The sequence below is a fragment of the Microbacterium sp. SORGH_AS_0454 genome (assembly GCF_031453395.1).
GTDB lineage: Bacteria > Actinomycetota > Actinomycetes > Actinomycetales > Microbacteriaceae > Microbacterium.
The window spans coordinates 633,555-658,714 of the sequence record NZ_JAVIYS010000001.1 but is presented as its reverse complement, the minus strand read 5'-3'; the positions used below and the strand labels follow the sequence as shown (position 1 = coordinate 658,714).

At 70.1% G+C, this 25,160-nt stretch carries 29 protein-coding genes, 1 tRNA gene and 1 pseudogene; 21 read left to right on the top strand and 10 right to left on the bottom strand.

Going from position 1 to position 25,160, the window contains the following annotated elements; genetic code table 11:
* Positions 1 to 180, bottom strand: a complete 180-nt coding sequence (locus QE454_RS03075) for a hypothetical protein (RefSeq protein WP_307458246.1) — start codon at positions 178 to 180, stop codon at positions 1 to 3.
* A 94-nt stretch (positions 181 to 274) separates the two neighbouring features.
* Between QE454_RS03075 and QE454_RS03070 the strand changes: the two genes are divergently transcribed.
* Positions 275 to 1,072, top strand: coding sequence for an LLM class F420-dependent oxidoreductase (locus QE454_RS03070; protein WP_210073141.1), 798 nt, complete (start codon positions 275 to 277; stop codon positions 1,070 to 1,072).
* A gap of 39 nt (positions 1,073 to 1,111) precedes the next feature.
* Here QE454_RS03070 and QE454_RS03065 read toward each other — a convergent pair whose 3' ends face one another.
* Positions 1,112 to 1,291, bottom strand: coding sequence for a hypothetical protein (locus QE454_RS03065; RefSeq protein WP_210073143.1), 180 nt, complete (start codon positions 1,289 to 1,291; stop codon positions 1,112 to 1,114).
* A 103-nt stretch (positions 1,292 to 1,394) separates the two neighbouring features.
* On the opposite strand from QE454_RS03065, the gene QE454_RS03060 reads away from it, so the two are divergent.
* Genes QE454_RS03060 through QE454_RS03050 form a run of 3 tightly spaced genes read left to right on the top strand, consistent with a single transcriptional unit; the run spans position 1,395 to position 4,454 of the window.
* A complete protein-coding gene (locus QE454_RS03060; RefSeq protein ID WP_307458250.1) occupies positions 1,395 to 2,297 on the top strand; it encodes a 1,4-dihydroxy-2-naphthoyl-CoA synthase in 903 nt (300 codons plus the stop codon).
* Between the two features lie 16 nt (positions 2,298 to 2,313).
* Positions 2,314 to 3,471 (top strand): AMP-binding protein, encoded by a 1,158-nt coding sequence (locus QE454_RS03055; protein WP_307458253.1) that lies wholly within the window; start codon positions 2,314 to 2,316, stop codon positions 3,469 to 3,471.
* 11 nt (positions 3,472 to 3,482) lie between these two features.
* Entirely contained in the window at positions 3,483 to 4,454 is a 972-nt protein-coding gene (locus QE454_RS03050) for a 1,4-dihydroxy-2-naphthoate polyprenyltransferase (RefSeq protein WP_307458257.1), read from the top strand.
* Positions 4,455 to 4,519: 65 nt separating this feature from the next.
* On the opposite strand, the gene QE454_RS03045 is transcribed toward QE454_RS03050, so the two are convergent.
* The gene (locus QE454_RS03045) at positions 4,520 to 4,855 is read right to left on the bottom strand and encodes a DUF4229 domain-containing protein (RefSeq protein WP_210073150.1); all 336 of its coding nucleotides are present in this window, start codon (positions 4,853 to 4,855) and stop codon (positions 4,520 to 4,522) included.
* Positions 4,856 to 4,964: 109 nt separating this feature from the next.
* Here QE454_RS03045 and QE454_RS03040 point away from each other — a divergent pair, with 109 nt between their 5' ends.
* From QE454_RS03040 to QE454_RS03030, 3 genes are read left to right on the top strand one after another with little or no spacing between them, the layout of a single operon-like run.
* A complete protein-coding gene (locus tag QE454_RS03040; protein ID WP_307458260.1) occupies positions 4,965 to 5,381 on the top strand; it encodes a PLD nuclease N-terminal domain-containing protein in 417 nt (138 codons plus the stop codon).
* Positions 5,382 to 5,384: 3 nt separating this feature from the next.
* Positions 5,385 to 7,160 carry a 2-succinyl-5-enolpyruvyl-6-hydroxy-3-cyclohexene-1-carboxylic-acid synthase gene (menD, locus tag QE454_RS03035; RefSeq protein WP_307458262.1) on the top strand — a complete coding sequence of 592 codons (1,776 nt, stop codon included), beginning with the start codon at positions 5,385 to 5,387 and terminating at the stop codon, positions 7,158 to 7,160.
* Between the two features lie 54 nt (positions 7,161 to 7,214).
* Complete coding sequence (locus QE454_RS03030) at positions 7,215 to 8,072, top strand: polyphosphate kinase 2 family protein (protein WP_307458264.1); 858 nt, start codon at positions 7,215 to 7,217, stop codon at positions 8,070 to 8,072.
* A gap of 1 nt (position 8,073) precedes the next feature.
* On the opposite strand, the gene QE454_RS03025 is transcribed toward QE454_RS03030, so the two are convergent.
* Positions 8,074 to 9,282 (bottom strand): chorismate-binding protein, encoded by a 1,209-nt coding sequence (locus tag QE454_RS03025; protein ID WP_309668513.1) that lies wholly within the window; start codon positions 9,280 to 9,282, stop codon positions 8,074 to 8,076.
* Between the two features lie 175 nt (positions 9,283 to 9,457).
* On the opposite strand from QE454_RS03025, the gene QE454_RS03020 reads away from it, so the two are divergent.
* From QE454_RS03020 to QE454_RS03005, 4 genes are all read left to right on the top strand, one after another.
* Positions 9,458 to 10,021, top strand: coding sequence for a DUF402 domain-containing protein (locus tag QE454_RS03020; RefSeq protein WP_307458266.1), 564 nt, complete (start codon positions 9,458 to 9,460; stop codon positions 10,019 to 10,021).
* A 9-nt stretch (positions 10,022 to 10,030) separates the two neighbouring features.
* Positions 10,031 to 10,750, top strand: a complete 720-nt coding sequence (locus QE454_RS03015; protein ID WP_307458268.1) for a demethylmenaquinone methyltransferase — start codon at positions 10,031 to 10,033, stop codon at positions 10,748 to 10,750.
* Between the two features lie 61 nt (positions 10,751 to 10,811).
* On the top strand, positions 10,812 to 11,873 hold the full coding sequence (locus tag QE454_RS03010) for a polyprenyl synthetase family protein (RefSeq protein WP_210073162.1): 1,062 nt from the start codon (positions 10,812 to 10,814) through the stop codon (positions 11,871 to 11,873).
* Between the two features lie 44 nt (positions 11,874 to 11,917).
* Positions 11,918 to 13,291 carry an FAD-dependent oxidoreductase gene (locus QE454_RS03005; RefSeq protein WP_307458270.1) on the top strand — a complete coding sequence of 458 codons (1,374 nt, stop codon included), beginning with the start codon at positions 11,918 to 11,920 and terminating at the stop codon, positions 13,289 to 13,291.
* A gap of 109 nt (positions 13,292 to 13,400) precedes the next feature.
* On the opposite strand, the gene QE454_RS03000 is transcribed toward QE454_RS03005, so the two are convergent.
* On the bottom strand, positions 13,401 to 14,744 hold the full coding sequence (locus tag QE454_RS03000) for a dicarboxylate/amino acid:cation symporter (protein WP_307458272.1): 1,344 nt from the start codon (positions 14,742 to 14,744) through the stop codon (positions 13,401 to 13,403).
* Between the two features lie 149 nt (positions 14,745 to 14,893).
* On the opposite strand from QE454_RS03000, the gene QE454_RS02995 reads away from it, so the two are divergent.
* The 3 genes and pseudogenes from QE454_RS02995 (at position 14,894) to QE454_RS02985 (ending at position 17,684) form a co-directional block, all read left to right on the top strand.
* Entirely contained in the window at positions 14,894 to 15,598 is a 705-nt protein-coding gene (locus QE454_RS02995) for a FadR/GntR family transcriptional regulator (protein ID WP_307458274.1), read from the top strand.
* A 193-nt stretch (positions 15,599 to 15,791) separates the two neighbouring features.
* Positions 15,792 to 17,496: pseudogene (locus QE454_RS02990) on the top strand (AMP-binding protein).
* Positions 17,497 to 17,543: 47 nt separating this feature from the next.
* Positions 17,544 to 17,684 (top strand): hypothetical protein, encoded by a 141-nt coding sequence (locus QE454_RS02985; protein ID WP_210073172.1) that lies wholly within the window; start codon positions 17,544 to 17,546, stop codon positions 17,682 to 17,684.
* Positions 17,685 to 17,735: 51 nt separating this feature from the next.
* Here the strand turns inward: QE454_RS02985 and QE454_RS02980 are convergent, their stop codons facing one another.
* A complete protein-coding gene (locus QE454_RS02980; RefSeq protein WP_210073174.1) occupies positions 17,736 to 17,873 on the bottom strand; it encodes a hypothetical protein in 138 nt (45 codons plus the stop codon).
* A gap of 32 nt (positions 17,874 to 17,905) precedes the next feature.
* The gene (locus QE454_RS02975) at positions 17,906 to 18,394 is read right to left on the bottom strand and encodes a YajQ family cyclic di-GMP-binding protein (protein WP_210073176.1); all 489 of its coding nucleotides are present in this window, start codon (positions 18,392 to 18,394) and stop codon (positions 17,906 to 17,908) included.
* An 88-nt stretch (positions 18,395 to 18,482) separates the two neighbouring features.
* Between QE454_RS02975 and QE454_RS02970 the strand changes: the two genes are divergently transcribed.
* From QE454_RS02970 to QE454_RS02960, 3 genes are all read left to right on the top strand, one after another.
* Positions 18,483 to 18,983 (top strand): FBP domain-containing protein, encoded by a 501-nt coding sequence (locus QE454_RS02970; protein WP_210073178.1) that lies wholly within the window; start codon positions 18,483 to 18,485, stop codon positions 18,981 to 18,983.
* Complete coding sequence (locus QE454_RS02965; protein WP_307458283.1) at positions 18,980 to 19,861, top strand: PfkB family carbohydrate kinase; 882 nt, start codon at positions 18,980 to 18,982, stop codon at positions 19,859 to 19,861. Before QE454_RS02970 ends, QE454_RS02965 begins: the two co-directional genes overlap by 4 nt.
* A gap of 88 nt (positions 19,862 to 19,949) precedes the next feature.
* A tRNA-Tyr gene (locus QE454_RS02960) sits at positions 19,950 to 20,031 on the top strand.
* A 60-nt stretch (positions 20,032 to 20,091) separates the two neighbouring features.
* Here QE454_RS02960 and QE454_RS02955 read toward each other — a convergent pair.
* Complete coding sequence (locus tag QE454_RS02955) at positions 20,092 to 20,439, bottom strand: hypothetical protein (protein WP_210073182.1); 348 nt, start codon at positions 20,437 to 20,439, stop codon at positions 20,092 to 20,094.
* A 91-nt stretch (positions 20,440 to 20,530) separates the two neighbouring features.
* Entirely contained in the window at positions 20,531 to 20,899 is a 369-nt protein-coding gene (locus QE454_RS02950; protein ID WP_210073184.1) for a hypothetical protein, read from the bottom strand.
* 142 nt (positions 20,900 to 21,041) lie between these two features.
* Between QE454_RS02950 and QE454_RS02945 the strand changes: the two genes are divergently transcribed.
* Positions 21,042 to 21,470: a MarR family winged helix-turn-helix transcriptional regulator gene (locus QE454_RS02945; RefSeq protein ID WP_267788001.1), complete on the top strand. Its 429-nt coding sequence runs from the start codon at positions 21,042 to 21,044 to the stop codon at positions 21,468 to 21,470.
* Here the strand turns inward: QE454_RS02945 and aztA are convergent.
* The gene (gene aztA, locus QE454_RS02940; RefSeq protein WP_307458287.1) at positions 21,442 to 22,092 is read right to left on the bottom strand and encodes a zinc ABC transporter ATP-binding protein AztA; all 651 of its coding nucleotides are present in this window, start codon (positions 22,090 to 22,092) and stop codon (positions 21,442 to 21,444) included. The genes QE454_RS02945 and aztA overlap by 29 nt on opposite strands.
* Positions 22,093 to 22,147: 55 nt before the next feature.
* On the opposite strand from aztA, the gene aztB reads away from it, so the two are divergent.
* The 3 genes from aztB to aztC are packed head-to-tail and all read left to right on the top strand — an operon-like array spanning position 22,148 to position 25,149.
* On the top strand, positions 22,148 to 23,002 hold the full coding sequence (gene aztB, locus QE454_RS02935) for a zinc ABC transporter permease AztB (protein WP_210073189.1): 855 nt from the start codon (positions 22,148 to 22,150) through the stop codon (positions 23,000 to 23,002).
* Between the two features lie 31 nt (positions 23,003 to 23,033).
* Positions 23,034 to 24,248 carry an ABC transporter gene (locus QE454_RS02930; protein WP_307458291.1) on the top strand — a complete coding sequence of 405 codons (1,215 nt, stop codon included), beginning with the start codon at positions 23,034 to 23,036 and terminating at the stop codon, positions 24,246 to 24,248.
* Position 24,249: 1 nt separating this feature from the next.
* The gene (aztC, locus tag QE454_RS02925) at positions 24,250 to 25,149 is read left to right on the top strand and encodes a zinc ABC transporter substrate-binding protein AztC (protein ID WP_307458294.1); all 900 of its coding nucleotides are present in this window, start codon (positions 24,250 to 24,252) and stop codon (positions 25,147 to 25,149) included.
* Positions 25,150 to 25,160: the final 11 nt, after the last annotated feature.

Sequence of the window (25,160 nt, the reverse complement as noted above, 5' to 3'; positions counted from 1 at the left end):
TCAGCGCGGTCCGCCGCCGCCGAACCCGCCGAACCAGGACGTCTGGCGCTCGACCGTGTAGGACGACAGGTCCCTCTGCGAATCGAGCGATTGCTGAGCGTTCTCGGCCTGCTCGTGCGTGCGGCGCGGACCGAAGAGGTAGTCGCGCAGCCGCGCGAGCTTTGACACTTTCTTCGTCATGGGGACTCCGATCGTCGGTAACCCTCCACGCTACGTTCGATCGACCCCGCGGTCCACCCGTCCCGGCGCACGGGCACGGGCATAGGCTGACGCCATGCTCTTCGATACCCCCGTCCGGCTCGGCGTGCAGATCCAGCCGCAGCACGTGCAGTATTCCGACATCCGCGACGCCGTCCTTCGCCTGGAAGAGATGGGCGTCGACGTCCTGTTCAATTGGGACCACTTCTACCCCCTCTACGGTGACCCCGAGGGCGAGCACTTCGAGTCGTGGACCATGCTCTCCGCCTGGGCCGAGCAGACCGAGCGCGTCGAGTTCGGCGCGCTCGTCAACTGCAACAGCTACCGCAATCCCGACCTGCAGGCCGACATGGCCCGCACCGTCGACCACATCAGCAAGAAGGGCGGCGACACGGGTCGCTTCATCTTCGGCACCGGCTCGGGCTGGTTCCAGCGCGACTACGACGAGTACGGCTACGACTTCGGCACCGCCGGTTCGCGGCTCAACGCCCTGGCGACCGACCTCGACCGGGTCGTCGCGCGGTGGGGCAAGCTCAACCCGGCGCCCACCCGCAAGATCCCCGTCATGATCGGCGGCAAGGGCGAGCAGAAGACCCTGCGCATCGTCGCCCGTCACGCCGACATCTGGCACAGCTTCGTCACCCCCGACGAACTGCCGCACAAGTTCGGGGTGATCGAGAAGTGGGCCGAGGCCGAGCAGCGCGACCTGTCGGGCCTCGTCGTCTCGAACGAGCTGAAGGACCGTGACGAAGACGTCGCCGACGCCCTCTACGACGCCGGCACGCGCCTGTTCACCCTCGGCTTCGGCGGTCCGGACTGGGACTACTCGCTCGTCGAGCGCTGGCTGCGCTGGCGCGACAGCAAGAACGCGTGACGACGACGGCGCCCCGGCGATGTCGGGGCGCCGTCGCGGTCACGGTTTGAACTGCGCGCCCCCGGACGTCCCCGTCCAGTTCTTCGCGGCCTCGCCCTGGTAGTACGCGGTCTCGCTCTGGTGGTTCAGCGACCGCCGCGCGTCCTCGGACTGCTCGTGTGCGGGCGCTCCGAGGAAGTACTCGCGGATGCGGCCCAGTATCGACACCTTCTTCGCCATGATGACTCCGATCGTCGGGTCGTTCAGGCTACGGGTGATGCCGGCGGGAATCCAGCTTCTCGGCGTCTCCGCCCGCCCCGGCCCCCGCGCGTAGGCTGATCGGGTGACCGTCTCCGAGCTCTTCGATCCCGCGGAATGGACCCTGGCGCCCGGCGCCGCGGACTACACCGACATCACCTCCCACGTGACGCACGATGGGCGCGTCGCGCGCATCGCATTCGACCGGCCCGAGGTGCGCAACGCCTTCCGGCCGCACACCGTCGACGAGCTGTACCGCGCCCTCGACATCGCTCGCCAGGACCACCGCATCGGCGTCGTCCTGCTCACCGGCAACGGTCCGAGCCCGAAGGACGGCGGGTGGGCGTTCTGCTCCGGCGGCGACCAGCGCATCCGCGGCCGCGACGGCTACAAGTACTCGACCGACGAGACCACCGTGCACGATCCCGGTCGCGCCGGCCGCCTGCACATCCTCGAGGTGCAGCGCCTCATCCGTTTCATGCCGAAGGTCGTCATCGCCGTGGTTCCGGGCTGGGCCGCCGGAGGCGGGCACTCGCTCAACGTCGTCTGCGACCTCTCGATCGCGAGCGCCGAGCACGGCCGTTTCAAGCAGACGGATGCCGATGTCGGCTCGTTCGACGCGGGCTACGGCTCCGCGTACTTCGCGCGCCAGATCGGGCAGAAGTTCGCTCGGGAGATCTTCTTCCTCGCCGAGGAGTACTCGGCCGAGCGCGCCTACGAGATGGGCGCGGTCAACCGCGTCGTGCCCCACGCGGATCTCGAGCGCGAAGCCCTGTCGATGGCGCGGACCATCCTGACGAAGTCGCCCACCGCGATCCGCATGCTCAAGTACGCGTTCAACGCCGTCGACGACGGCCTGGCCGGCCAGCAGCTCTTCGCGGGCGAGGCCACGCGTCTCGCCTACGGCACCGATGAAGCCGCCGAGGGCCGCGACTCCTTCCTCGAGAAGCGAGACCCCGACTGGTCCGACGTGCCGTGGCACTACTGATCGCCGGGACCCGCGCGTGAGGCTCGACCCGCCGGCATCCGACGACCCGCGCGACGTGCTGCGGGCGTTGCGCGCGGCCGTCCTCGGTGCCGGGCCGGCCGTCGCCCTCGGCGGCGCGGTCCTGCCCGGCGAGGTCCCGCCGGGTACCGCCGCGGTCGTGACGACCTCGGGCTCGACGGGCGTGCCGAAGTCGGTCGTGATCGGCCGCAACGCCCTCATCGCCAGCGCGTACGCCACGGCTGCCCGCATCGGGGAGGGCGCGTGGCTGCTCGCGGTCCCGGCGAGCTACGTCGCGGGCGTCCAGGTGATCGTGCGGGCGCTCCTCGCCGATCGCGAGCCCGCGGTCGTCGCCGGCCCTTTCCGCCCGGAGCCCTTCGCCGCCGCAGCCCTCGGCATGGCCTCGCACCTCGACGGAGCCCGCGTGCCCAGCTATACCTCGCTCGTTCCGGCGCAATTGCAAAGACTCCTGGATGCCGCCGAGCACGACGCCACCGTCGCCCAGGCGCTGCGTTCGTTCGAGGCGATCCTCATCGGGGGGCAAGCACTCGCCCCCTCGGTACGCGAGCGTGCCGAGGCCGTCGGGGCGCGCATCGTGCGCACCTACGGCTCGAGCGAGACCAGCGGTGGGTGCGTCTACGACGGGGTGCCCCTCGACGGCGTCGACGTGGCGATCGTCGACGGAGAGGTACGCCTTTCGGGACCGACTCTCGCCGAGGGGTACCTCGGCGATCCCGAGCGCACGGCATCCGTGTTCCCCCGCGTCGACGGCACCCGCTGGTACCGCACGGGCGACGGGGGCGAGATCGTCCACGGCGTCCTGCAGGTCACCGGTCGTCTCGACAACGTCATCGTCTCGGGAGGCGTCAACGTCTCGCTGGACCGGGTCGAAGCCGCCGTGCGCGGCATCGCGGGACTGGAATCCGCCGTCGTCGTGCCGATCCCGGATGCGACATGGGGGCAGGGGTCCGCCGTGGTGGTGCCCGGGATCGCGGCGGCTCGCGAACACGACCTGCTCGCCACGCTCCGCGAGGTCGTCGGCGTGGCCGTCGGAGCGCCCGCGCGGCCGGCCCGCGTCGTCGCGGTCGACGAGCTCCCGACGCTGCGCTCCGGTAAGCCCGACCGCGCGACGCTGCGGCGCTTCGTCGGCGAAGGCGCGCCGAACCCGCGGGATTAGACTGACCCCTCGTGGCAGCACAGTCTCGCAAGCGTCCGAACACCGCCAAGAAGCGTCGTCCCGGCGGCAACCCGCAGAAGGCGAAGACGGGTGCTTCGCAGGCCGTCGTCCCGGCGACCGCGCGCGACTGGATCGCCGCGGCGCGCCTGCGCACGCTGCCCCTCGCCATCACCCCGGTGCTCATCGGTACCGGAGCGGCCACGCTCGTCGACGATGACGTGCACTGGGTCATCGCGCTCGCCTGCCTGGCCGTCGCCTTCGCCCTGCAGATCGGCGTGAACTACGCGAACGACTACTCGGACGGCATCCGCGGCACCGACGACGTGCGCGTCGGGCCGGGCCGCCTGACCGGCGGGAAGAAGGCGAAGCCGCGGACCGTGCTGATCGTCGCACTGTCGTTCTTCGCGCTCGCCGCGGTGATCGGGCTCGCCCTGGTGATTCGGACGGGGCAGTGGTGGCTCCTCCTGGTGGGCGCCGTCTGCATCGTCGCCGCGTGGTTCTACACCGGCGGCAAACGCCCGTACGGCTACAACGCGATGGGCGAGATCTTCGTCTTCGTCTTCTTCGGCCTCGTCGCCACCCTCGGTACGACGTGGTTGCAGGTGCTGTCGCTGCCGCAGGAGGCGTGGTTCGGCGCGGTCTCGGCGGGTCTGCTCGCGTGCGCCGTGCTGCTGGCCAACAATCTGCGCGACATCGACCAGGACCGCCTCGCCGCAAAGCGCACGCTCTCGGTGCTCATCGGGCGGCGGGCGACCCAGGTGCTGTTCACGGTCTTCGTGCTGGTGCCCTTCGGCATCGCTGCGTTCCTGGCGCAGGTGTACCCGCTGGCGTGGCTGGAGGGGATCCCCCTGCTCGGCGGTCTCGCGGCGATCCTCATCGTGTGGACCTACCGTGTCCCGCGCGAGCTCATCACGGCGCTCCAGGTGACGAGCTTCACGTCGGTGGCCTACGGCGCGATCCTGTTCGCAGCATTCGCGGTCTGACGACGCCTCGCGCGGAGAGCGGCCGTCGGCGCGAGAACCGGGCTGCCGAAACCCTCGAGGGGCGATCAGCCGCGCGGAGCCTCGCCCGCCGCGCTCGGATCCTCGGCGACGTCGGTGCGCGTGGCATCGACCACCGCATCTTCGGCGTCGGCGTCGGTCTGAGCGCCGGTCCGGCGACCGGTCGCGGTGCGCTGGGCGCGTCGCTCGGCGAGACCGCCGGTGACCTGGTCGAGCGGACGACGCAGGAACAGCGTCGACAGGCTCAATCCGATCAGGGCGGCGAAGATCGCGGCGAGCCACGGCAGCTCCTGGAACACCGGGAACAGCAGCAGGATGCCGAGGGGCACGAGGAAGGCGAGCAATCGCAGCACCGTGTAGACGAGGGCCGAACGAGCACGCATGTCCTCATTCTACGGCGGACGCCTCGGCGCCCATCCCGGGTCGTTCGACGGCGGAAGATCGCGTGCCGGCTCCGGGCCGCTGCCCAGCCGGCGCACGTAGAATCGGGTCATGGCACGGTTGCTTCTCATCCTGGCGCTCGTGGCGACCGTCTTCTGGGTCTACACGATCGTGGATTGCGCCGTGCAGAGCCCCGCTCGTCACCGCGGCGTCAGCAAGCCCGCGTGGTTGGCGATCGTCATCCTCCTTCCGGTGCTCGGCGGCATCCTGTGGTTCTCGATCGGCCGAGGCCGCGCGACCCAGACGGTCGTGCGACGCGCCCCCGACGACGACCCCGAGTTCCTGGGGCGCATGACCGCGTCGGCACGTGCCGAGCAGGACGAGCGGATCCGCCGTCTCGAAGAAGAGCTGTCACAGCTCGATTCCGAGGCCGACGACCCGCAGCCGCCGAAGAAGACGACCGACCCGGGTGACACCCCCGGCAAGGGCGACGACGACACCCGCGATCAGCGCGGCGCCGTCGGCTGAACCGTGCCCCTCGACACCCGGCGCGCGGCCGCGCCGGCCACCGACGCCGCTGCCGCCCTTCTCGCCGGGCTGGTCTCGCGCGGCGTCCGACACCTCGTCGTGAGCCCCGGATCCCGCTCCCAGGCCCTGGCGCTGGTCGCCGCCGAGCTCGAGCGCCAGGGACTCGTGCACTTGCACGTGCGCATCGACGAGCGCGTCGCGGGCTTCACCGCCCTCGGCATCGGACGAGAGACCGGGATGCCGGCGGTCGTCGTCTGCACCTCCGGCACCGCCGTGGCCAACCTCGTCCCGGCCGCTCTCGAGGCGCATCACGCCGGGGTGCCCCTGCTTCTGCTCACCGCCGATCGACCGCCCGAACTCCGCGGCGTGGGTGCGAATCAGACGACTCGACAGCCGGGGCTGTTCCGCTCCGCCGTCCGCCTCGAAGCCGACCTCGCGGTCCCCGCGGTGATCGACGGCGACGCGACCTCGGAGCAGACGGCGGAGCTCGACGCCGTGGCGGCTTCCGCGCTCGCCGCGGCTCTCGGGGAGGGCGCTCGAGCAGCCGGCCCCGTGCACCTGAACGTGCCGTTCCGCGAGCCGCTCGCGGGCGCGGCTCCGTCGTGGTTGGCCGAGCGGGCGGCATCCGGTGCTCACCCCGCCGAGGACGACGCCGACGGATCCGGAGCGCTGTACCAGGGCGGCGGAGGCATCGGCGAGGCCGATGTGGCGCCCGAGGTCGAGGCGGCGTACGTGATCGAGCCCGGGCCGCGAACGGTGGTGATCGCGGGCGCCGATGCGGGCGCCGCCGCGGAGCAGGTGGCCCACGACGGGGGCTTCCCCCTCATCGCCGAGATCGTCAGCGGTTCGCGCTTCGGGCGGCAGATCGTGCACGGCTACCGGGCGCTCGTGGACGACCCCGCGCTGGGCGGGCGCGTCGAACGCGTCGTCGTGTTCGGGCGCCCCACGCTCAGCCGCGAAGTGACCCGGCTGCTCATGCGCGACGACGTCGAGGTGCTCGCGGTGCGCGGACCCGGTGAACCGGTCAACCTCAACGGCACGACGCAGGCCGTCGACGCCGTGCGCGTCGGATCGGGCGAGAACGACCGCGCGTGGTTGGGGGAGTGGATGCGCGCCTCTCGCGCCCGCGCCGTCGACCTCTCGCCGCCCGCCCCCGACGCCGACGGACTCGCCTCCGCCGTACCGCACGAGCGGCTCGGGGCGATCAACGCCGAGGTCGAGGTCATGCGCGCGCCCCTCGATCGCCCCGCCCTGGTCGACGCCCTCTGGCGGGCGACCTGGCCGCACGACCGTCTCGTCTTCGGTTCATCGCGCATCGTGCGTGTCGCCGACGAGGTGCTCGGCGGCAAGAAGGTCGCCGTGCACTCCAACCGGGGGCTCGCGGGTATCGACGGGACGATCGCGACGGCCACAGGTGTCGCTCTGGCCAGCCAGGTCGAGGAGCGCCCCGGTGTGACGCGCCTGCTGCTCGGCGATCTCGCCTTCCTCCACGACATCGGCGCGCTGATGCTGCCTCCCGGCGAGACCGAGCCGCGACTGCAGGTCGTCGTCGGAAACGACGGCGGGGGCACGATCTTCGACGGTCTCGAGGTGGCCGAGGTCGCAGGCGACGACGCGATGGCCCGCGTGCAGTACACCCCGCACACGGCCCGTCTCGAGCAGCTCGCCCTCGCCTTCGGGTGGGAGTACCACCGCTGCACCACGCGCGTCGCGCTCGACCAGGTGCTGACCGCCCCTACCGGCGGCCGGCAGCTGATCGAGGTCCCCCTCCCGCGCTGAATCCGGGCCGTCAACGGGTGGCGATGATCCCGGATGCCGCGGCAGCATGAGCCTATGAGCTCGAAGAATCGCTGGTCCACGCCCGCCGCCGACGCCCTGCGGGTGGAGCCCGGGTTCCGCCTCGTCGACATCGACCCCCGCTCGACGCCCGGCTACGACGGCGACAAGAACGACGGCCGAGCCGACCTCGATGCGGGCCGTGCACCGCTCGAGGGACTGCAGGAGCGTCTCTTCGCGCAGAGCGTCGCGGGCACCGCCACGGGATCGGTGCTGCTCGTGCTGCAGGCGATGGACACCGCGGGCAAGGGCGGGATCGTGCGGCACGTCGTCGGAGCGGTCGACCCGCAGGGCGTGGAGCTCGCCTCGTTCAAGAAGCCCACCGCCGAAGAGCTCGAGCACGACTTCCTCTGGCGCATCGAGAAGCGGTTGCCGGATGCCGGTCGCCTCGGGGTCTTCGACCGATCCCACTACGAGGACGTGCTGATCGGACGGGTGCGCGAACTCGCCCCGCCCGAGGAGATCGAGCGCCGCTACGGCGCCATCGTGTCGTTCGAAGCGCAGGCGGCCGAGATGGGCATCCGCGTGGTCAAGGTCATGCTCCACATCTCGAAGGACGAGCAGCGCGAGCGCCTCGGCGAACGGCTCGCGCGCCCCGACAAGCACTGGAAGTACAACCCGTCCGACGTCGATGAGCGAAAGCTCTGGGACGCCTACATGGACGCGTACCAGGTCGCGATCGAACGCACGTCAACGCCGATCGCTCCCTGGCACGTCGTTCCTGCGGACCGCAAGTGGTACGCCCGCCTCGCCGTTCAGCAGTTGCTGATCGACGCCCTCGAAGACATCGACCCGCAGTGGCCCGCGGCAGACTACGACGTCGAGGTCGAGAAGCAGCGTCTCGCGAACTCCTGAGTCAGGCCAGCGCCTCCACGATCGGGCGGAACTTCACGCGCGTCTCGAGCAGCTCCGACTCCGGCACGCTGTCGGCGACGATGCCCGCTCCGGCGTAGGCGGTGATCGGCGCGGTGGGCGACGAGGGGGCGGCGCGATCGATCTGCGCGCATCGCAGAGCGATCGCCCACTCGCCGTCGCCCGAGGCGGCGGTCCAGCCGACCGCGCCGGCGTAGCGGCCGCGGTCGAAGGGCTCGAGGCGACGGATGACGTCCATGGCCGCGGCGGTGGGCGTACCCGCGACCGCGGCCGTCGGGTGCAGGACCGAGAGCAGGTCGAGGGACGAGGCATCCTCGCTCAGCTCGCCCTCGACATCGGTGGCGAGGTGCCAGACGTTCGGAAGCTTGAGAGTGAAGGGCTCGTCGGCGGCGGCGAGGGCCGAGGTATGGGGAGCGAGGGCTTTCAAGACGCTCTGCACGGCGAACCGGTGTTCGTCCTGGTCCTTCGTGCTCCGGGCGAGAGCGACGGATGCCGCGACATCGGCGTCGGCGTCGCCGCCGCGCGCCACGGTGCCGGCGAGGACGCGAGCGGTCACGGTTCCGCCCGAGACGGTGACGAGGGTCTCGGGGCTCGCGCCGATCAGGCCGTCGACGGCGAAGACCCAGCAGTCCGGGTACCCCTCGAGGAGGGAGCGGACGAGGCGTCGCAGGTCGGAGCCGGCGGGAACGGTTCCGGTGATGTCGCGCGCCAGGACGACCTTGCCCACCTCGCGGCGACCGATCGCCTCGATTCCCTGGCGGACGGCATCCTGATATCCCTCCGCCGTCTGCAGGCCCGGGCCGAGAGTCGCGGACCAGTGCGGACCGAAGGGGGAGCGGGGTGGAAGCTCGGGTTCGGGCTCGTCGGGGGTGTCGTCGAAAGCGAGGCGGGTCACCCAGGCACGCCCGCTGTGACGGCCCACGATCATGCCGGGGACGCGCAGGACGTTCTCGCGCTCGGACTGCGGATCGAACACGAACGACCCGAAGGCCACGAGACCGGTTCCGGGAAGCTGCACGGGGTCGTCGACCTCCGCCGCGGCCGCGATCGCGCGCCAGCGCTCCGAGACGGTGGCATCGCCGGGCTGCTCCCCGGTGTAGCGCAGGGTGAGCAGGTCGCCGAAGGCGGGCGAGGGACTCGCCGCGACGACTCCAGAACAAGGGGTCGTAGGGGGTGGTGTAGGCCAGGACATCGTCCATGGGGGGCAGCTCGCGCGTGATCACGCGCAGGCGCGGCACGACGTCTTCCGCGGGTTCCAGCACGTGTTTCAGCGTAGCCCCGCGTCCGGCGGGCCGGAGGGACGCGGCACCGCGATGCTTCGGCGTCGAGCGAGACGCCGGCGCCCGAGCGCGTTTTAGACTCCGAGCATGGATCCTCGACCCGCCCCCGGCACCCGCCTGATGTTCGAGTGGCGCAAGTGGGACGGCTCACCGCACTGGGTCCAGGACAGCGTTTACCTCGGTTCCGACGAGTGGGGCGAGTGGTTCGGCCAGCAGGTGGGATGGCGGAGTGCTCGGCCGGGGGCCGAGTTCGTGTGTCGTCAACCGAACGTCACGCTGGTCCCGGCGACGGGTGACTGGGCCTTCACCCACAACGCCGACCCGCACCCGGTGGCCGTCTACATCGACCTGGGATGGGACGTGCGCTGGCACGATGACGGCGTGCCCCGTGGCATCGACATGGATCTCGACGTCGTCCGCCGCACCGACGACCGGGGCACCTGGATCGACGACCGCGACGAGTGGGACGAGCATCGCGTGCAGTACGGCTATCCCGCGCAGATCGTCGCGCACCTGGAGGCGACCGCCCTCGACCTCGAACGCCGTGTGCTCGCGCGCGAGGCCCCGTTCTCGGACGACGTGACCGGCCCCTGGCTCGAACGTCTCGCCGCCATGGCAACCCCCGAAGACCCCTCGAGCCCGCGCGCCTAGAATCGACGGGTGAGCAGCGACCCCAACCGCGCCGACCTCGGCAAAGACCCGCAGCGTGTCAGTGGCATGTTCGACCAGGTCGCGGCCGCATACGACCGCACCAACTCCGTGCTGAGCCTCGGCAACGACCGCTTCTGGCGCGTCGCAACCTTGCGCGCGGTCGCCCCGCAGCGCGGGGAGCGCATCCTCGACCTCGCGGCCGGCACCGGCACCTCGTCGATGGCATTCGTGCCGAGCGGGGCGCACGTCGTCGCCGCCGACTTCTCGCGCGGCATGATCGAGGAGGGCCGTCGCCGTCACGGAAACGTGCCGAACCTGGAGTTCGTGCAGGCCGACGCCACCGACCTGCCCTTCGCCGACGGCGAGTTCGACGCCGTGACGATGTCGTTCGGCCTGCGCAACGTCATCGACCCGCGTCGAGCGCTGCGCGAGTTGCGGCGCGTCACGCGCCCCGGCGGTCGCATCGTGGTGTGCGAGTTCTCGCACCCGCCGTCCCGCGCCTTCAACGGCTTGTACCGCTTCTACAACGACCGGGTCCTGCCGATCGTCGCGAAGGCGGTGAGCTCGAACGCCGAGGCCTACGACTACCTCAACGAGTCGATCCGTGACTGGCCCGATCAGCCGACGTTGGCCGGATGGATGAGAGACGCCGGGTGGGACAACGTGGCCTACCGCAACCTCACCTTCGGCATCGTCGCGCTGCATCGCGGCATCCGTCCGGCTTCGTAACCCCTGTCAACCGTCGAAATACCGTCGGCGGGCCTGCGGCGCGCCAGGATAGGCTGAAACCGTGACCCCGAGACCGCCCGCGGCCGGCACCCGCCTGTCGGGCAAGCTGGGCCTGAGTGACCGCATCTTCGCCGGCCTGCGTTCGCGTACCCTCCTCTCCACCGTCGAGGCGGGACTCGCGCGTGTCGAGACCGAGCTCGAGGGCGAGGTGCGCAGCGCCGACAAGCTCGCCGACGTCACCGCCCGTTACCTCTACGAGGCCGGGGGCAAGCGTGTGCGCCCCATGCTCGCGATCCTCACCGCGCAGCTCGGTCAGGGCACGACCAAGGAGGTCGTCGAGGTGGCCACGGCCCTCGAGCTGACCCACCTCGGTTCGCTCTACCACGACGACGTCATGGACGGCGCCGACAAGCGTCGCGGTGTGCCCAGTGCGCAGACGGTGTGGGGAAACAACATCGCCATCCTCACCGGCGACCTTCTCTTCGCCCGCGCCAGCCAGCTCATGGCCCGCCGCGGTGAGCGAGCGATCCAGCTGCAGGCCGACACCTTCGAGCGCCTCGTCCTCGGGCAGATGCACGAGACCGTGGGGCCGCAAGAGGGCGACGAGCCCGTCGATTTCTACCTCCAGGTGCTCGCCGACAAGACGGGGTCGCTGATCGCTGCCGCCGCGCAGTCGGGTGTCATCTACTCCGGCGCGCCGAAAGAGTTCGAAGAGCCCATGGTCGTCTTCGGCGAGAAGGCCGGTGTGGCCTTCCAGCTGCTCGACGACGTGATCGACCTGTCGCCCGATCCCTCCGAGACGGGCAAGGTCCCCGGCACCGACCTGCGCGCGGGTGTGCCGACCATGCCGTACCTGCTGCTCGGGCACCGTTCCGACGCGGCATCCGCCGATCTTCGTGCGCGTATCGACGAGGGCCAGCAACGCATCGCCGCCGGAGCCGACCCGTCGGTGCTCGACGGCGCGCTCGCCGAGCTCCGCGAGCACGACACGACGCACGAGACCCTGCGCCTCGCGCACCAGTGGTCGCAAGAGGCGATCGACGCCCTCGCGCCGCTTCCCGACGGTGCCGTGCGCGAAGCGCTGACGCGCTTCGCCCGCGCCGTGGCCGATCGCTCGGCCTGACCCCTTTCCGCCCCACCCCCCCCGATCGCGATCGAGAGGAACCCATGACGAAGCTGCGCCTCGCCATCGTCGGAGCCGGTCCCGCCGGCATCTACGCCGCCGACATCCTGCTGAAGTCCGAGCGTCAGTTCGACGTGTCGATCGACCTGTTCGAGCAACTGCCCGCGCCCTACGGTCTCGTCCGCTACGGCGTCGCCCCCGACCACCCGCGCATCAAGGGCGTCGTCACCGCGCTGCGCGAGGTTCTCGACCGCGGTGACATCCGCATCTTCGGCAACGTGCGCTTCGGCGAGGACATCACCCTCGACGACCTCAAGCAGCACTACAACGCCGTCATCTTCTCGACAGGCGCGATCCGCGACGCCGACCTCGACATCCCCGGCATCGACGCCGACGGCTCGTACGGCGCCGCCGACTTCGTCAGCTGGTTCGACGGCCACCCCGACGTGCCGCGCGAGTGGCCTCTCGAGGCGGAGTCGGTCGCCGTCATCGGCAACGGGAACGTCGCTCTCGACGTGACCCGCATGCTGGCCAAGCACGCCGACGACCTGCTGCCCACCGAGGTGCCCGACAACGTCTACCAGGGGCTCAAGGCCTCGCCCGTCACCGACGTGCACGTCTTCGGCCGCCGCGGTCCCGCGCAGGTGAAGTTCACCCCTCTCGAACTGCGCGAACTGGGCGAGCTGCGCGATGTCGACATGGTCGTCTACGACGAGGACTTCGACTACGACGAGGCGTCCCTGGCCGCGATCCAGACCAACAAGCAGGTCAAGGTCATCGACCGTGTGCTGCAGCAGTGGCGCACCCGCCCGGGCGTGAACAACTCCGGCGGAGAAGCATCGCGTCGCCTGCACTTGCACTTCTGGGCGAAGCCCGTCGAGGTCGTCAAGGATACCGCGGGTCGGGTCGCCGCGTTCCGTTACGAGCGCACCCGGCCCGACGCCGAGGGCGGTGTCGTCGGAACCGGCGAGATCCGCGAGGTGCCGATCCAGGCCCTGTACCGCGCCGTCGGCTACTTCGGCTCACCGCTGAAGGGCGTTCCTTTCGACGAGAAGCACGGTGTCATCCCCAACCACGAGGGCCAGGTGCTCGCCGCTGACTCGAACTCGCGTCTGCCCGGCGTCTACGCCACGGGCTGGATCAAGCGCGGCCCCGTCGGCCTCATCGGACACACCAAGTCGGATGCCATGGAGACGGTGCGCCACGTCATCAACGACGCCGGTGAGTGGTGGCAGCCCGCGCACCCCGAAGAAGAGGCGATCCCCGCCCTGCTCGAGGAGCGCGGCGTGCGCTGGACCGACCTCGACGGCTGGCACCGCCTCGACGAGCACGAGGTCGCCCTCGGTGCCCCGCACGAGCGCGCGCGCATCAAGGTCGTCCCGCGCGACGAGATGATCGCGATCTCGCGCGGCGAGTAGACCTCTCGATCGAACCGCCCCGTCTTCGGACGGGGCGGTTCGTCGTTCGTGCGCTCACCGCCGTCCGGCTGTGCGAGCCCACGACGGCGGCGACTGCGCTCGGTGGGGGTCAGTCGGCGCGGTCGGCGGCCGCGTACTTGTCGGAGAGTGCCTCTTCGTCGATCTCTTCGGAGGCCACTGTCTTGCGTCCGGCGTAGACGTCCCGATCGATCTCGTCGGTGGCGTCGGCGACCAGCATGGCCACCATCGTGTCGCCGTTGACGTTCAGGAATGTCCGGAAGACGCCGGTGAACCAGTCGACGGCGATCAACAGGCCGACCGCTTGGAGCGGCAGCCCGAGCGAGGTGGCGAGGAAGGTCGCGGCGACGGCGAAGCCGCCCGGCACGGTGATCGTGCCCATGTTGAGCATGATCGCCAGGGCCATGCCGAGAACGACCTGGCCGGGGGTCAGCTCGACCCGGGACGCCTGCGCGAGGAAGAGGATGACGATCGTGTAGTTCAGCACCGCGCCGTAGGAGCCCATGGTCAGGCCGACCGACAGCGTGAAGTTGGCCACCCGCTGGCTGACGCCCACCTTCTCGACGGTGTTCTTCAGCACGGTGGGGAAGGTCACCGCGGAACTCGTGGTGGTGACCGCGATGATCGTCTGCTCCGCGAGCTTTCCCGGCAGGGCGGCCGGGTTGAGACGGGTACGCAGGGCCACGACGATCACGAACAGCACCGTCACGATGATCACGCCGACAAGGGTGGAGCCGAGGTACGACAGCGCGCTGGTGACGACGGCGAAGCCCACGTCGCCGGCGAGGGCGGCAAGCAGGCAGAACACGCCGATCGGGGCGATGCGCATGACCAGACGGATCATGCCGAGCACGATCTGCTGCAGCTGGTCGAGCAGGGTGAGCACGAGACGGTTGCCGGTCGTGCGCACGTACCCGTTCAGGGCCAGGCCGAACAGCAGCGAGAACACGATGATGGGCAGCATGCTCGCGGTCGACATGGCGTTGAAGATGTTGGTGGAGACGAAGCCCAGGACGGTCTCCTGCCAGCCGGCCGGCGTGGCGGATTCCTGCAGGGCAGGGTCGACGCTGCCGGAGTAGTCGATGCCGGCACCGGGTTGGAGCAGGGTGGCCAGTGCCCATCCGATCACGGCCGCGACGATCGAGAACCCGATCATCCACGCGAACGTGCGTCCGGCCATGCGCCCCATGCCCGACCCCGTCATCGAGCCCGTCGCGACGATGACGGACGCCATCACCAGCGGCACGATCGCCATCTGGATGAGGCGGATGAACAGGTCTCCGACGAACTTCAGGTTCGCCGCCCACTCGCCGGTGAGCAGTCCGAAGGCGATGCCCAGGACCGCCGCGAGCGCGATGAGGCTCGCCGGGTGACGGAGGATCCGCCAGGTGGTCGCGAGACCGCGACGACCGTTCGTGCTGTTCTCCGTGGTCATAGCCGCTCCTCCGCCGTTGCCCGTGGTCGGTCCAATTGTGTGCTTCGGTCGTTTCGTCGACCCGATTCGGGTGTTTCGGGGTCGTTACGGTCTGACCAATCTGTGCAGAGCGAGAGGCGCCGCCTGGGAGGATGGGGGCGGGAGGGCCGATGAGCGATCACGCAGCACTCGCGCCGCTGGAACGGCACGGCGGGTCGGTGCACGAAGAGATCGTGGCGCGCCTGCGCGCTCTGATCCTGGCGGGGGTGCTCAAGCCCGGCGACCGGCTGGCCACCGAGCGCGAGTTGGCCGAGCAGTTGGTCGTCTCGCGCTCCGCGGTGCGCGAGGCGCTGCTGCGTCTGCAGTCGGCCGGTCTGGTCGAACGCCGTCAGGGCAGCGGGACGCGCGTGAGCGCTCGCGTTCCGATCTCTGCGGCCCTGGCGTCGTGGGGTGACGACGAGCAGACGTCGATTGCCGCGGCATCCGAGTTCCGAACCGTCGTCGAGCCGCAGATCGCCCGTCTCGCTGCGACCCGGATCGACGACGCGCAACTCGACGAGCTCGAGGCGGTCGTCGTCGAGTCGAGCACCGTGCTCGACGGGCAGCGGTCGGTGCAGCTCGACATCGCGTTCCACGCGGGGGTCGCCGCGGCCACGCGCAACCCTCTGCTTGCCTCTCTCAGCGAGCTGACCGTGTCGTGGACGCTCGAGGCCCGGCTCTTCTCGCACGTCGCCGCCGACGGCCGTCGACTCTCGCACGAGGGGCATGCCCGCGTCCTGCGAGCCCTGCGGGCGGCGAATCCGGATGCCGCGGAGGCGGCGATGCGCGTGCACCTCGACGAGATCGCCGACCTGGCGCAGCGCGTGCGCGACTGATCGGCGGCACCCCGCTCCGGTATCGGCGCACGGGCTCCGGGCAGTTGTCTGCGGAGGCAGACGGTCGGCGTCGACCCCACCTCGGTTATCCCGACGAGTCCTCCGCCGGGCTGTGTCCCTAGCGCGGCGCGTCGAATCGGGGGGAGTAGCGTCGTCACGTCGACTCGAATGGGCCGACGATCGAAGGAGCACCATGATCCCCACCGATGCGTCCGCCACCGAGCGCTACCGGGCCGCGCGAGACGAACTCCTCGCCGCGCGGACCGACCCCGAGCAGGCGGCGTCCTTCCGCTGGCCGACGTTCGAGGGTGCGTTCAACTGGGCGATCGACTGGTTCGACCCGATGGCGCGCGGAAACGACGCGCCCGCACTCATCGTCGTCGACGACGACGGCACCCACCACCAGCGCACGTTCGACGAGCTGGCGCGCCGTTCCGACCAAGTCGCGGCATGGTTGGCATCCCGCGGCGTCCGTCGCGGTGAGTCGGTGCTGCTGATGCTCGACAACCGCGTCGAGCTCTGGGAGGCGATGCTCGCGATCATGAAGATCGGCGGGGTCATCGCCCCGACCACCACGGCCCTGGGCCGGGTCGATCTCACCGACCGCATCGCGCGCGCCGAGATCCGTCACGTCGTCGTCGGCGCAGCCGATGCCGACAAGTTCCACGACCTGCCCGAGGGACTCGGCCGTATCGTCGTGGGCGGCGAGTACGCCGGCTGGGCGACGTACGACGACGCCTTCCAGACGGATGCCGAGCCGGCCCGGCATCCGGGGACCACCGCAGACGACCGCCTGCTGCTCTATTTCACCTCGGGCACCACCTCGAAGCCCAAGCTCGTCGAGCACACGCATTCGTCGTACCCGGTCGGCCACCTCAGCACGATGTACTGGCTCGGGCTGCAGCCCGGCGACGTGCACCTCGCGATCAGCTCGCCCGGGTGGGCCAAGCACGCGTGGAGCCTGTTCTTCGCGCCGTGGATCGCGGGGGCGACCGTGCTCGCCCTGAACTACTCGCGCTTCTCGGCCGAACGGCTGCTGTCGGAGCTCGAGAACGACCGCGTCACGACCTTCTGCGCGCCGCCGACCGTGTGGCGCATGCTCATCCAGGCCGATCTCACCGGGCGCCGCGGGGCGCTTCGCGAGGTCGTGTCAGCGGGCGAGCCGCTCAACCCCGAGGTCATCGCTTCGGTGCAGCGCGCGTGGGGCCTCGATATCCGTGACGGCTACGGCCAGACCGAGATGACCGCCGTGGTGGCGAACACGCCGAACGCCCAGCTCGTGCCCGGCTCGATGGGCCGCCCGCTGCCCGGCTGCCCCGTGGTGCTCGTCGACCCGGTCACGGGCGAGCGCGGCGACGAGGGCGAGATCTGCATCGACCTCACCGAGCGTCCGGTGAACCTCATGACCGGCTACGTGGGCGATCCCGAGCGCAACGCCGAGGCCTTCGCCGACGGTCTGTTCCACACCGGCGATGTCGCGCGACGCGACGACACCGGCAGCATCACCTACATCGGGCGCACCGACGACGTGTTCAAGGCGTCCGACTACAAGATCAGCCCGTTCGAGCTGGAGAGCGTGCTCATCGAGCACCCCGCCGTGATGGAGGCCGCCGTCGTGCCCCGCCCCCGACGAGCTGCGGCTCGCCGTGCCGAAGGCCTACATCGTGCTGGCCGCGGGCCACGAGGCGGGCCAAGAGGTCGCGCTCGACATCCTCCGCTTCGCGCGTGAGCGACTCGCGCCGTTCCAGCGTGTGCGCCGTGTCGAGTTCTTCGAGCTGCCGAAGACGATCTCGGGCAAGATCCGCCGCGTCGAACTCCGCCAGCGTGAAGAGGCCGTCGCCCGCGGCGAGGTCGCGCACGAAGAGTGGACGGATGCCGCCCTGCGGGGCGACCGCTGACGCGCAACCCCCTCGCCGCGTTCGCGTCGGCGTGTGAGCATCGAGGTATGGAAAAGGATCAGAAGCAGCCGTTCGAGAACCCTTCCGTCGACGACGACAGCGACATGCCTTCTCACATGGAGGAGCGAAACATCGGTCGGGAGACCGAGCGCGAGATCACGCAGATGATCAACGGCATCGAGGGCTGATCGACTCGGGGCGGCCGGATCTTCCGGCTACTTCATCGAGGAACGCGTCGTTCAGACCGGTTCCGTCGTGCGGATGAGGCCGCAGGTCACGCACGACCACGCCACGAGAAAGCGCTCGTCGTCGAGGACCTCGAACCGCAACACGTCGCCGCAGGTCGGACAACGCGGGTACCCGTCGGGAACGCTCATCGCGTGACCACGGCCTCGCTCCGACTCGGGGCTTACCGGTAGTTCGTGAACTGCAGGTCGACGTCGAGATCGGCGGCCTTCAGGAGGCGCTGGACTTCCTGCAGGTCATCGCGCGACTTCGACTGCACGCGCAGCTCATCGCCCTGGATCTGCGACTTGACGCCCTTGGGGCCCTCGTCGCGGATGATCTTGTTGACCTTCTTCGCGTTCTCTTGCGAGATGCCCTCCTTGAGCGTGGAGGTGATGCGGTACTCCTTGCCGCTTTGCACGGGCTCGCCGGTCTCGAGGCTCTTGAGCGAGATGCCGCGCTTGATGAGCTTGGTCTGGAAGACGTCGAGCACGGCGTTGGCGCGCTCCTCGGAGTTCGCCTTGATGACGATCGACTCGCCGCTCCAGGCGATGGAGGCATCGGTGCCCTTGAAGTCGTACCGCTGCTCCACCTCTTTATGCGCCTGGTTGAGCGCGTTGTCGGCTTCCTGCCGGTCGATCTTGGAGACGATGTCGAACGAAGAATCAGCCATGGATCGATTCTATTCGCGGCCCCCGCGTCGACACCCCCTCGACATCGTCCGCCCCATGCGGGTAGAGGCGCTCGTAGACTCGGATGCCATGCGAGCACTCACGGAACAAGAGGTGCGGGAGGCGTTCGTCAACGCCACCGCCGAAGAGTTGCGAGTCGTGGCGCTTCCGCTCGACTTCGTGCTGACGGACTGGGATCACCTCGACTTCCTGGCCTGGCGCGATCCGCGCACGCGCGGGCGGGGCTACGTCCTCACCGAAACCGACGGAGAACCCGCCGCGATCGTGCTGCGCGCGGCCGAGGGCCAGTCCCGGGCGCGCTCGGCGATGTGCAACCTCTGCCACACGATGCAGCCCGGTGACCAGGTGTCGCTGTTCACGGCGCGCAAGGCCGGTGAAGCGGGTGAGCACGGCGACACCGTCGGCACCTACATCTGCGCCGACATGTCGTGCCACGAGACCGTGCGCCTGGCCGCCCCCCTGGCGCCGAGCGAGATCCGCGCGAGCGTCGACCGAAAGATCGACGGCACCAAGCGCCGCACCGAGGACTTCGTCAGCCGCGTGCTCGACACCGCCGAGGTCTCGCGGTGACCGGGCGGGTCGTCGTCATCGGCGACGCGTTGATCGATGAGATCCGCGACGAGACTGGCGTGCGCGAGTTCGTCGGCGGAGCGGGACTCAACGTGGCGGTGGGGCTGTCGCGGCTGGGGGTACCGGCTTCGCTCATCGCCATGGTCGGCGACGATGCGGCGGGGGACCAGATCCGCGCCTTCCTGCATGAGCACGACGTCGAGCTGCTCGCGAGCCCCGCGGAGCACGGGTCTTCGCGCGCCGTGAGCACGCGCTCGCCGGGTGGCGAGCCCGAGTACGTCTTCAACGAGGCGGCACAGAACCGACGTGTGGCGTACGGAGAGGCCGAGCGCGCCGCGATCGCGGCCGCCCCGATGGTCGTCGTGAGCTGCTTCCCCTTCGACGACCCCGAGCAGACCTCCCTGCTGGTGGAGGCGACGGCGTCGCTCTCGACGCCCCTCGCGATCGACCCCAATCCGCGCAGCGGCATGTTGCGGGACCGCGCCGAGTTCGTCCGCGGCTTCGAGCGGGCGGCATCCGGAGCCCTTCTCGTGAAGGTCGGCGAGGACGACGCGCAACTGCTGTACGGCGGACCCCTCGACGACCTGCGCGCACGACTGGTCGACCTGGGCGTCGGCGCGGTGCTCGCCACCTATGGCGCGGGTGGAGCGGCGATCGATGCGGCCGGCACCTCGGTGTCGCGTCCGATCGCGGATCTTCCCGGGCGCATCGTCGACACGATGGGCGGGGGAGACGCGGTGCTCGCCACCACCGCCGCCCTGGTGCGCGATCGACTGCCCGCGGATGCTCGGGAGTGGGATGCCGTGCTCTCGCGCGCCATGGACGTCGCCGCCGCGACCTGCCGGCACGAGGGCGCCCTGCTGCGCACGCCCGAGTGAGCGGGATGGTTTCGAGCATCCCTCGCGGGATAGTAGAGTGGTCTATCGCGCCTCCGGTCGACTGAGAAAGCCGGACGGGTGCGCACCTGGCGAGTTACCCAAGCGGCCAAAGGGATCTGACTGTAAATCAGACTGCATTGCATTCGGGGGTTCGAATCCCTCACTCGCCACACCATCAGAAAAGGGCACCCGGATCGGGTGCCCTTTTCTCGTTCCCCAGCGTTGCGGGCTCAGCCTGCTGCGAGGAGCGCTTTCGATTTCGCCTCGAGGAAGCTCACGAGCGCGCCGAGCACGTTCACCTCGTTGCCGAGGTTGACCAGGGCGACGGCGCCGAGCTCGATGGTGGCGTCGCGCGCCTCCATGGTCGCCTTCCAACTGCCGTCCCCGCCGGTGATGGGTTGCAAGTACGTGATGGTCTTCGCCTCGGTGAGGTCGACGACGATGAGTCCGGAGTCCGGGTCGGTCTCGTCCTCTTGATCGAGGACGCGGATATCGCTGCCGGTGAGATAGCCGAGCGCGCGGAACTCGGTCAGCCACGCCTCGAGGAGGGACTTGTCGAGCAAAGTTCGTACCGGCATGGGCCTCTCCGATTCATGCGCACGAATGTGGTGCGCCCCCCACATTATGCGGGGTGATGAGAGAAGTCGACCGACGGGCCTCGAGGTGGTATCAGGCGGCGCGGACGGGGCGACCGGCGGGACGTGCCGCGCGGACAGGTGCGTGGGTCGCCTGCTCGGCGGCCTCCCACGTGTGGGTGTCGATCACGAGACCCGAGGCGGCGTTCGCCTGGTCGGCGAGGGACCGGAGGTATTCGCCCACGAGCTGCTCGGGCTCGACGGCATCGAAGACGAACCGCAGGGGAATAGAGGGCTGGAGCCAGATCGTGGAGCGGCCGGCTTCTTCGGGGGTGCCGGTCCACGTCAGGGTGAACGATTCACCGCGGCGGAGCTTGGTCGAGGTGATCACCTTGATGTAACCCATCAGGCGATCGGGCAGAACGATGGGGTCCTTGTCGGATCCGTAGAACAACGTGGCCATGGCGATCTCCTTCGCTCGGGGTCGACGGGCTGATCATTAAGGTAGCACGTATTTCACAAACTTAATTAATTCTGCAAAATATTCAGGATGTTCACTATGGTGGAGTTGTGGCCGGCCGGGCCATGAAGGAGGAGGTGGTGGAATGACTCAGTCCTCCGCGTTGACCATGGCGCTCGACGAGTACGTCGAAGCGCGTGACGAGATGGCCGCGCAGGCACGCGCCGACCTCGGTGTGAGCGAGCTGGAGGCTGCGGCTCTCTGCTGCATCTGCGACGAGCCCGGCATCCGCCCCTCCCACCTGCGCTCTCGGCTGGGGGTGACTCCTGCCGGGGTGACCACCCTCGTCGACCGGCTCATCGGCCGAGGTCTGCTGCGCCGTGAGCTCGACGCCGACGATCGGCGCGTCAACCACATCTATCTCGAGATCGACCTCGAGGTCGAGCCGTGGAACGGTCTCCGCCGGTTCTCGAGCGAGGTCGAGGCGGCCGTTCTGTCGGAACCGCGCGAGGCCGCCGAGGCTGCCGCGGCTCTGCTCCGCCGCATCACGGAGCGGGTTCGTACACGGGTCTGAGGCGACCGGCCTCGAGGTGGATCACCTGGTCCGCCTCCGCGATCAGCCGTTCGTCGTGGCTGACGCACACCGCCGTCGCGCCGCGGCGGATCTCTTCCTCGATCGCCGTGCGGTTGAGCTCCGCGCTCGCCGAGTCGAGCCCGGTGGTCGGCTCGTCGAGCAGCAGGATCTCGGCCTGTCGGGCGAGGCCTTGCGCCAACAGGGCGCGCTGACGCTGTCCTCCGGACAGGGATGAGAACGGATGCCGACCCAGGTGCGCGATGTCGAGTCGCCGCATCGAGAGGTCGACCACTTCCCGATCCTCGCGCGTCAGGCGGCGGAGGGGGCCGATGCGACCCCAGGCCCCCACGGTCACGACATCGCGAACGGTGAGGGGGAGGTGTTCTCCCACGGCTGCTCGCTGGGGGACGAAGGCGCGTGACTGATCGCCGAGCTCGATAGACCCGGATGCCGGTACGCGGGCGCCCGCGAGAACTTCGAGAAGCGTCGACTTGCCCGCACCGTTGGGGCCGACGATCACGGTGAGGGCCGCGCGGGGGAGGTCGAGGTCGACGTCGTCGAGGGCGACCGTCCCGGGGAACTCGACGCGCAGACCGCGGGCACGCAGGGCGGGAGTCGTCATATCTCCATCATACGAGTTTGATAACCGTTCTCACTTGACGCTACGGTCGAACATCGTGTCCTGGCTCACCGATCCCTTCTCGCTCGAGTTCGTGCAGCGTGCCCTCCTGGGCGGCGTGCTCGTCGCGGTGCTCTGCGCGGTGGCCGGCACCTGGGTGATCGTCCGGGGCATGGCGTTCCTCGGCGAAGCACTCGCGCACGGCATGCTCCCCGGTGTGGCCCTGGCCACCGTGCTCGGCGTGCCCGTGCTCATCGGGGCGGCCGCCAGTGCCGTGGTGATGAGCCTCGGCATCGGTGCGGTGCAGCGGCGCGCGAAGCTCTCGTACGACACGAGCATCGGCCTGTTGTTCGTCGGCATGCTCGCACTCGGCGTGATCGTGATCTCGCACGCGGGAAGCTTCGCGACCGATGCCACGGCCATCCTGTTCGGCGACATCCTCGCCATCACGAGCGCCGATCTCGTCGTCCTGGCCATCGCTGTCGTCGTCGGGATCGCTGCCGCGACCCTGACGCACCGCTCGCTCGTCGCCCTCGCGATCGACGAGCGCGTCGCGCGGGTGCTCGGACTCGGCCCGCGTCTGGCGCAGACGGTACTGGTGGGTCTGGTGACCCTCGCCGTGGTGGCTTCGTACCAGGCCGTCGGCTCGCTGCTGGTGGTGGGGCTGCTCGTCGCTCCCGCCGTGGCGGCGAGGCAGTGGACCGAGCGCATCCCCTCGACCATGGTGCTCGCGGCCGGTATCGGCGCGACCGCCGTCGCGGTCGGGCTCCTCGTTTCGTGGCACGCCGCGACGGCCGCCGGAGCGACGATCGCCGCCACCGCGATCGCCGCCGCCGGCGTCTCGTGGCTGCTGCGACTCGCCACGGACCAGGCCCGTCGTCGCTTTCCCGCGACGATCGCCGTACCCGCCTGACTTCCCTTCCCGCTCCACCGGAAAAGACCCCATGCTTCATCCCACTCGACCTCTCGCGCCCCTCGGCGCGCTCCTGCTCCTGGCCCTGGCGGGCTGTGCCGCGCCGTCCGCGTCGTCCGCCCCGACAGCGACTGCCGAGAGTGACGCTCACGGCCAGATCGACGGCGCCGCAGAGCTGGCCGAGCCCGCGCTCGGGCTCACCTCGATCGACGCCGACGGTCGGGTCTCGCACCTCGACCTCCTCGACGAGTCGACGGCCGACCTCGGAACCGTCCGCGCGCCCGCGGCGGTGCATTCCGACGGTCGCTACCTCTTCTCCGCCGCTGCCGGCGGCGTCTCGATCGTCGACAGCGGGGTGTGGACGTGGGATCACGTCGACCACTTCCACTACTACCGGGCACCCGCACGGGTGATCGGCGAGGTCGCGGGCGAGGGCGTGGCCACGGTGGCGACCTCCAACTCGTCGACGACGGGCGGCACGGGGGTGTTCTTCCCCGACTCCGGCGAGGCGGTCCTGCTCGACACCGAGGCGCTGTCGAAGGGCGAAGTGGCCGAGAAGTTCCGCGTGACCACGGAGCCGGGCGCAGGTCTCGTCGTCCCCGCCGGGTCGTTCGCGGCGATCGCCTCCGCGGGCGAGGTGTCGCTGCACGCGGCAGACGGAACCGCGATCGGGGTGACGACCCCGTGCGCCGAACCCGCGGGCACCATCACGACACGCGTCGGAGCGGTGATCGGTTGCCGGGACGGCGCCGTGCTCGTGAGCGTCGACGGCGAGCAGCCGGTCGCCGAGGTCGTTCCGTATCCGCCCGGGACCACCGCGCCCCGCGCCACGGGCTTCCACAACCGGGAGGGTCGACCGAGCGTCGCCGCTCTCGCGGGCGACGCCGGAATCTGGATCCTTGACACCCGTGAGCGCGCGTGGACGCTGCTTCCCGCCCCCGAGCCGCTCGTGCAGGTCACGGCGGTCGACGACAAGAACGCGAACGTCCTCGCCCTGACCGCGGGCGGTCGGGTGCTCGTGCTCGACGGTGACACCGGCGCGGTGCGCGCGGCATCCGCCCCTCTGGTCTCGGAGAGCCTCGCCGCGGGGCTGCCCGTGACCCTGATCGCCGACCAGCAGCGTGCATACCTCAACGGGCCGGCCGAGAACCGCATGTGGGAGCTCGACTTCGCCGACGACGCGCGAGTGGCACGCGAGTTCGCCCCCGAGCGCACGCCGCTCTTCTTCGCAGAGACGGGACGCTGAGATGCGCCGCACCCTCGCCGCCCTCGCCGCGGCTGCTCTCCTGTGCCTCACCGGATGCGCTGGCTCCGCGGCATCCGACCGACCTCTGGTCGTGGTGACCACGAACATCCTCGGCGACGTCGTGTCGAAGCTGGCGGGCGACGACGTCGAGGTCCTGACCCTCATGCGCCCGGGCGCCGACCCGCATTCGTTCGAGATCTCCGCCGCCGAGGCCGCGCGCATGCGTTCCGCCGACCTGCTGGTCGCCAACGGACTCGGTCTCGAGGAGGGGCTGCAACAGCACCTCGACGCCGCGTCCGCCGACGGGGTGCGCACCATCGTCGCGGGCGACGCCGTCCATGTGCTGCCGTACACCTCCGCCGACGCAGACGGGGTCGACGACCCGCACTTCTGGACCGACCCCGCGCAGATGATCGCCGTGGTGGACCGGCTCACTCCCGCGCTCGAGAGCCTCGGCGGGGCCGCCGTCACCGAGCGCTCCGCCGGCTACCGCGCGCAGCTCGAGACGCTGGACGCAGAGATGACCGCGGCTTTCTCCGCGATCCCGGCCGAGCGTCGTGCCCTCGTCACCAACCACCACGTGTTCGGCTACCTCGCCGATCGCTTCGACTTCCGCCTGATCGGGGCCGTCATCCCCGGCGGGACCACCCTCGCCGCCCCGAGCACGAGCGATCTCGCCGACCTCGTCGCGGCGATCGATGAAGCGAAGGTGCCGACCATCTTCGCCGAGTCCTCGTCTCCTGACCGGCTCGTGCGCGCACTCGCCGAGGAGGCCGACCGCCACGTCGAGGTGACCGAGCTGTTCACCGAGTCGCTCACCGACGCCTCGGGCGACGCCCCCGACTACCTGACCATGATGCGCGTCAACACGGAGCGCATCGCCACCGGGCTCTCGCCCTGACGAGACCCGCC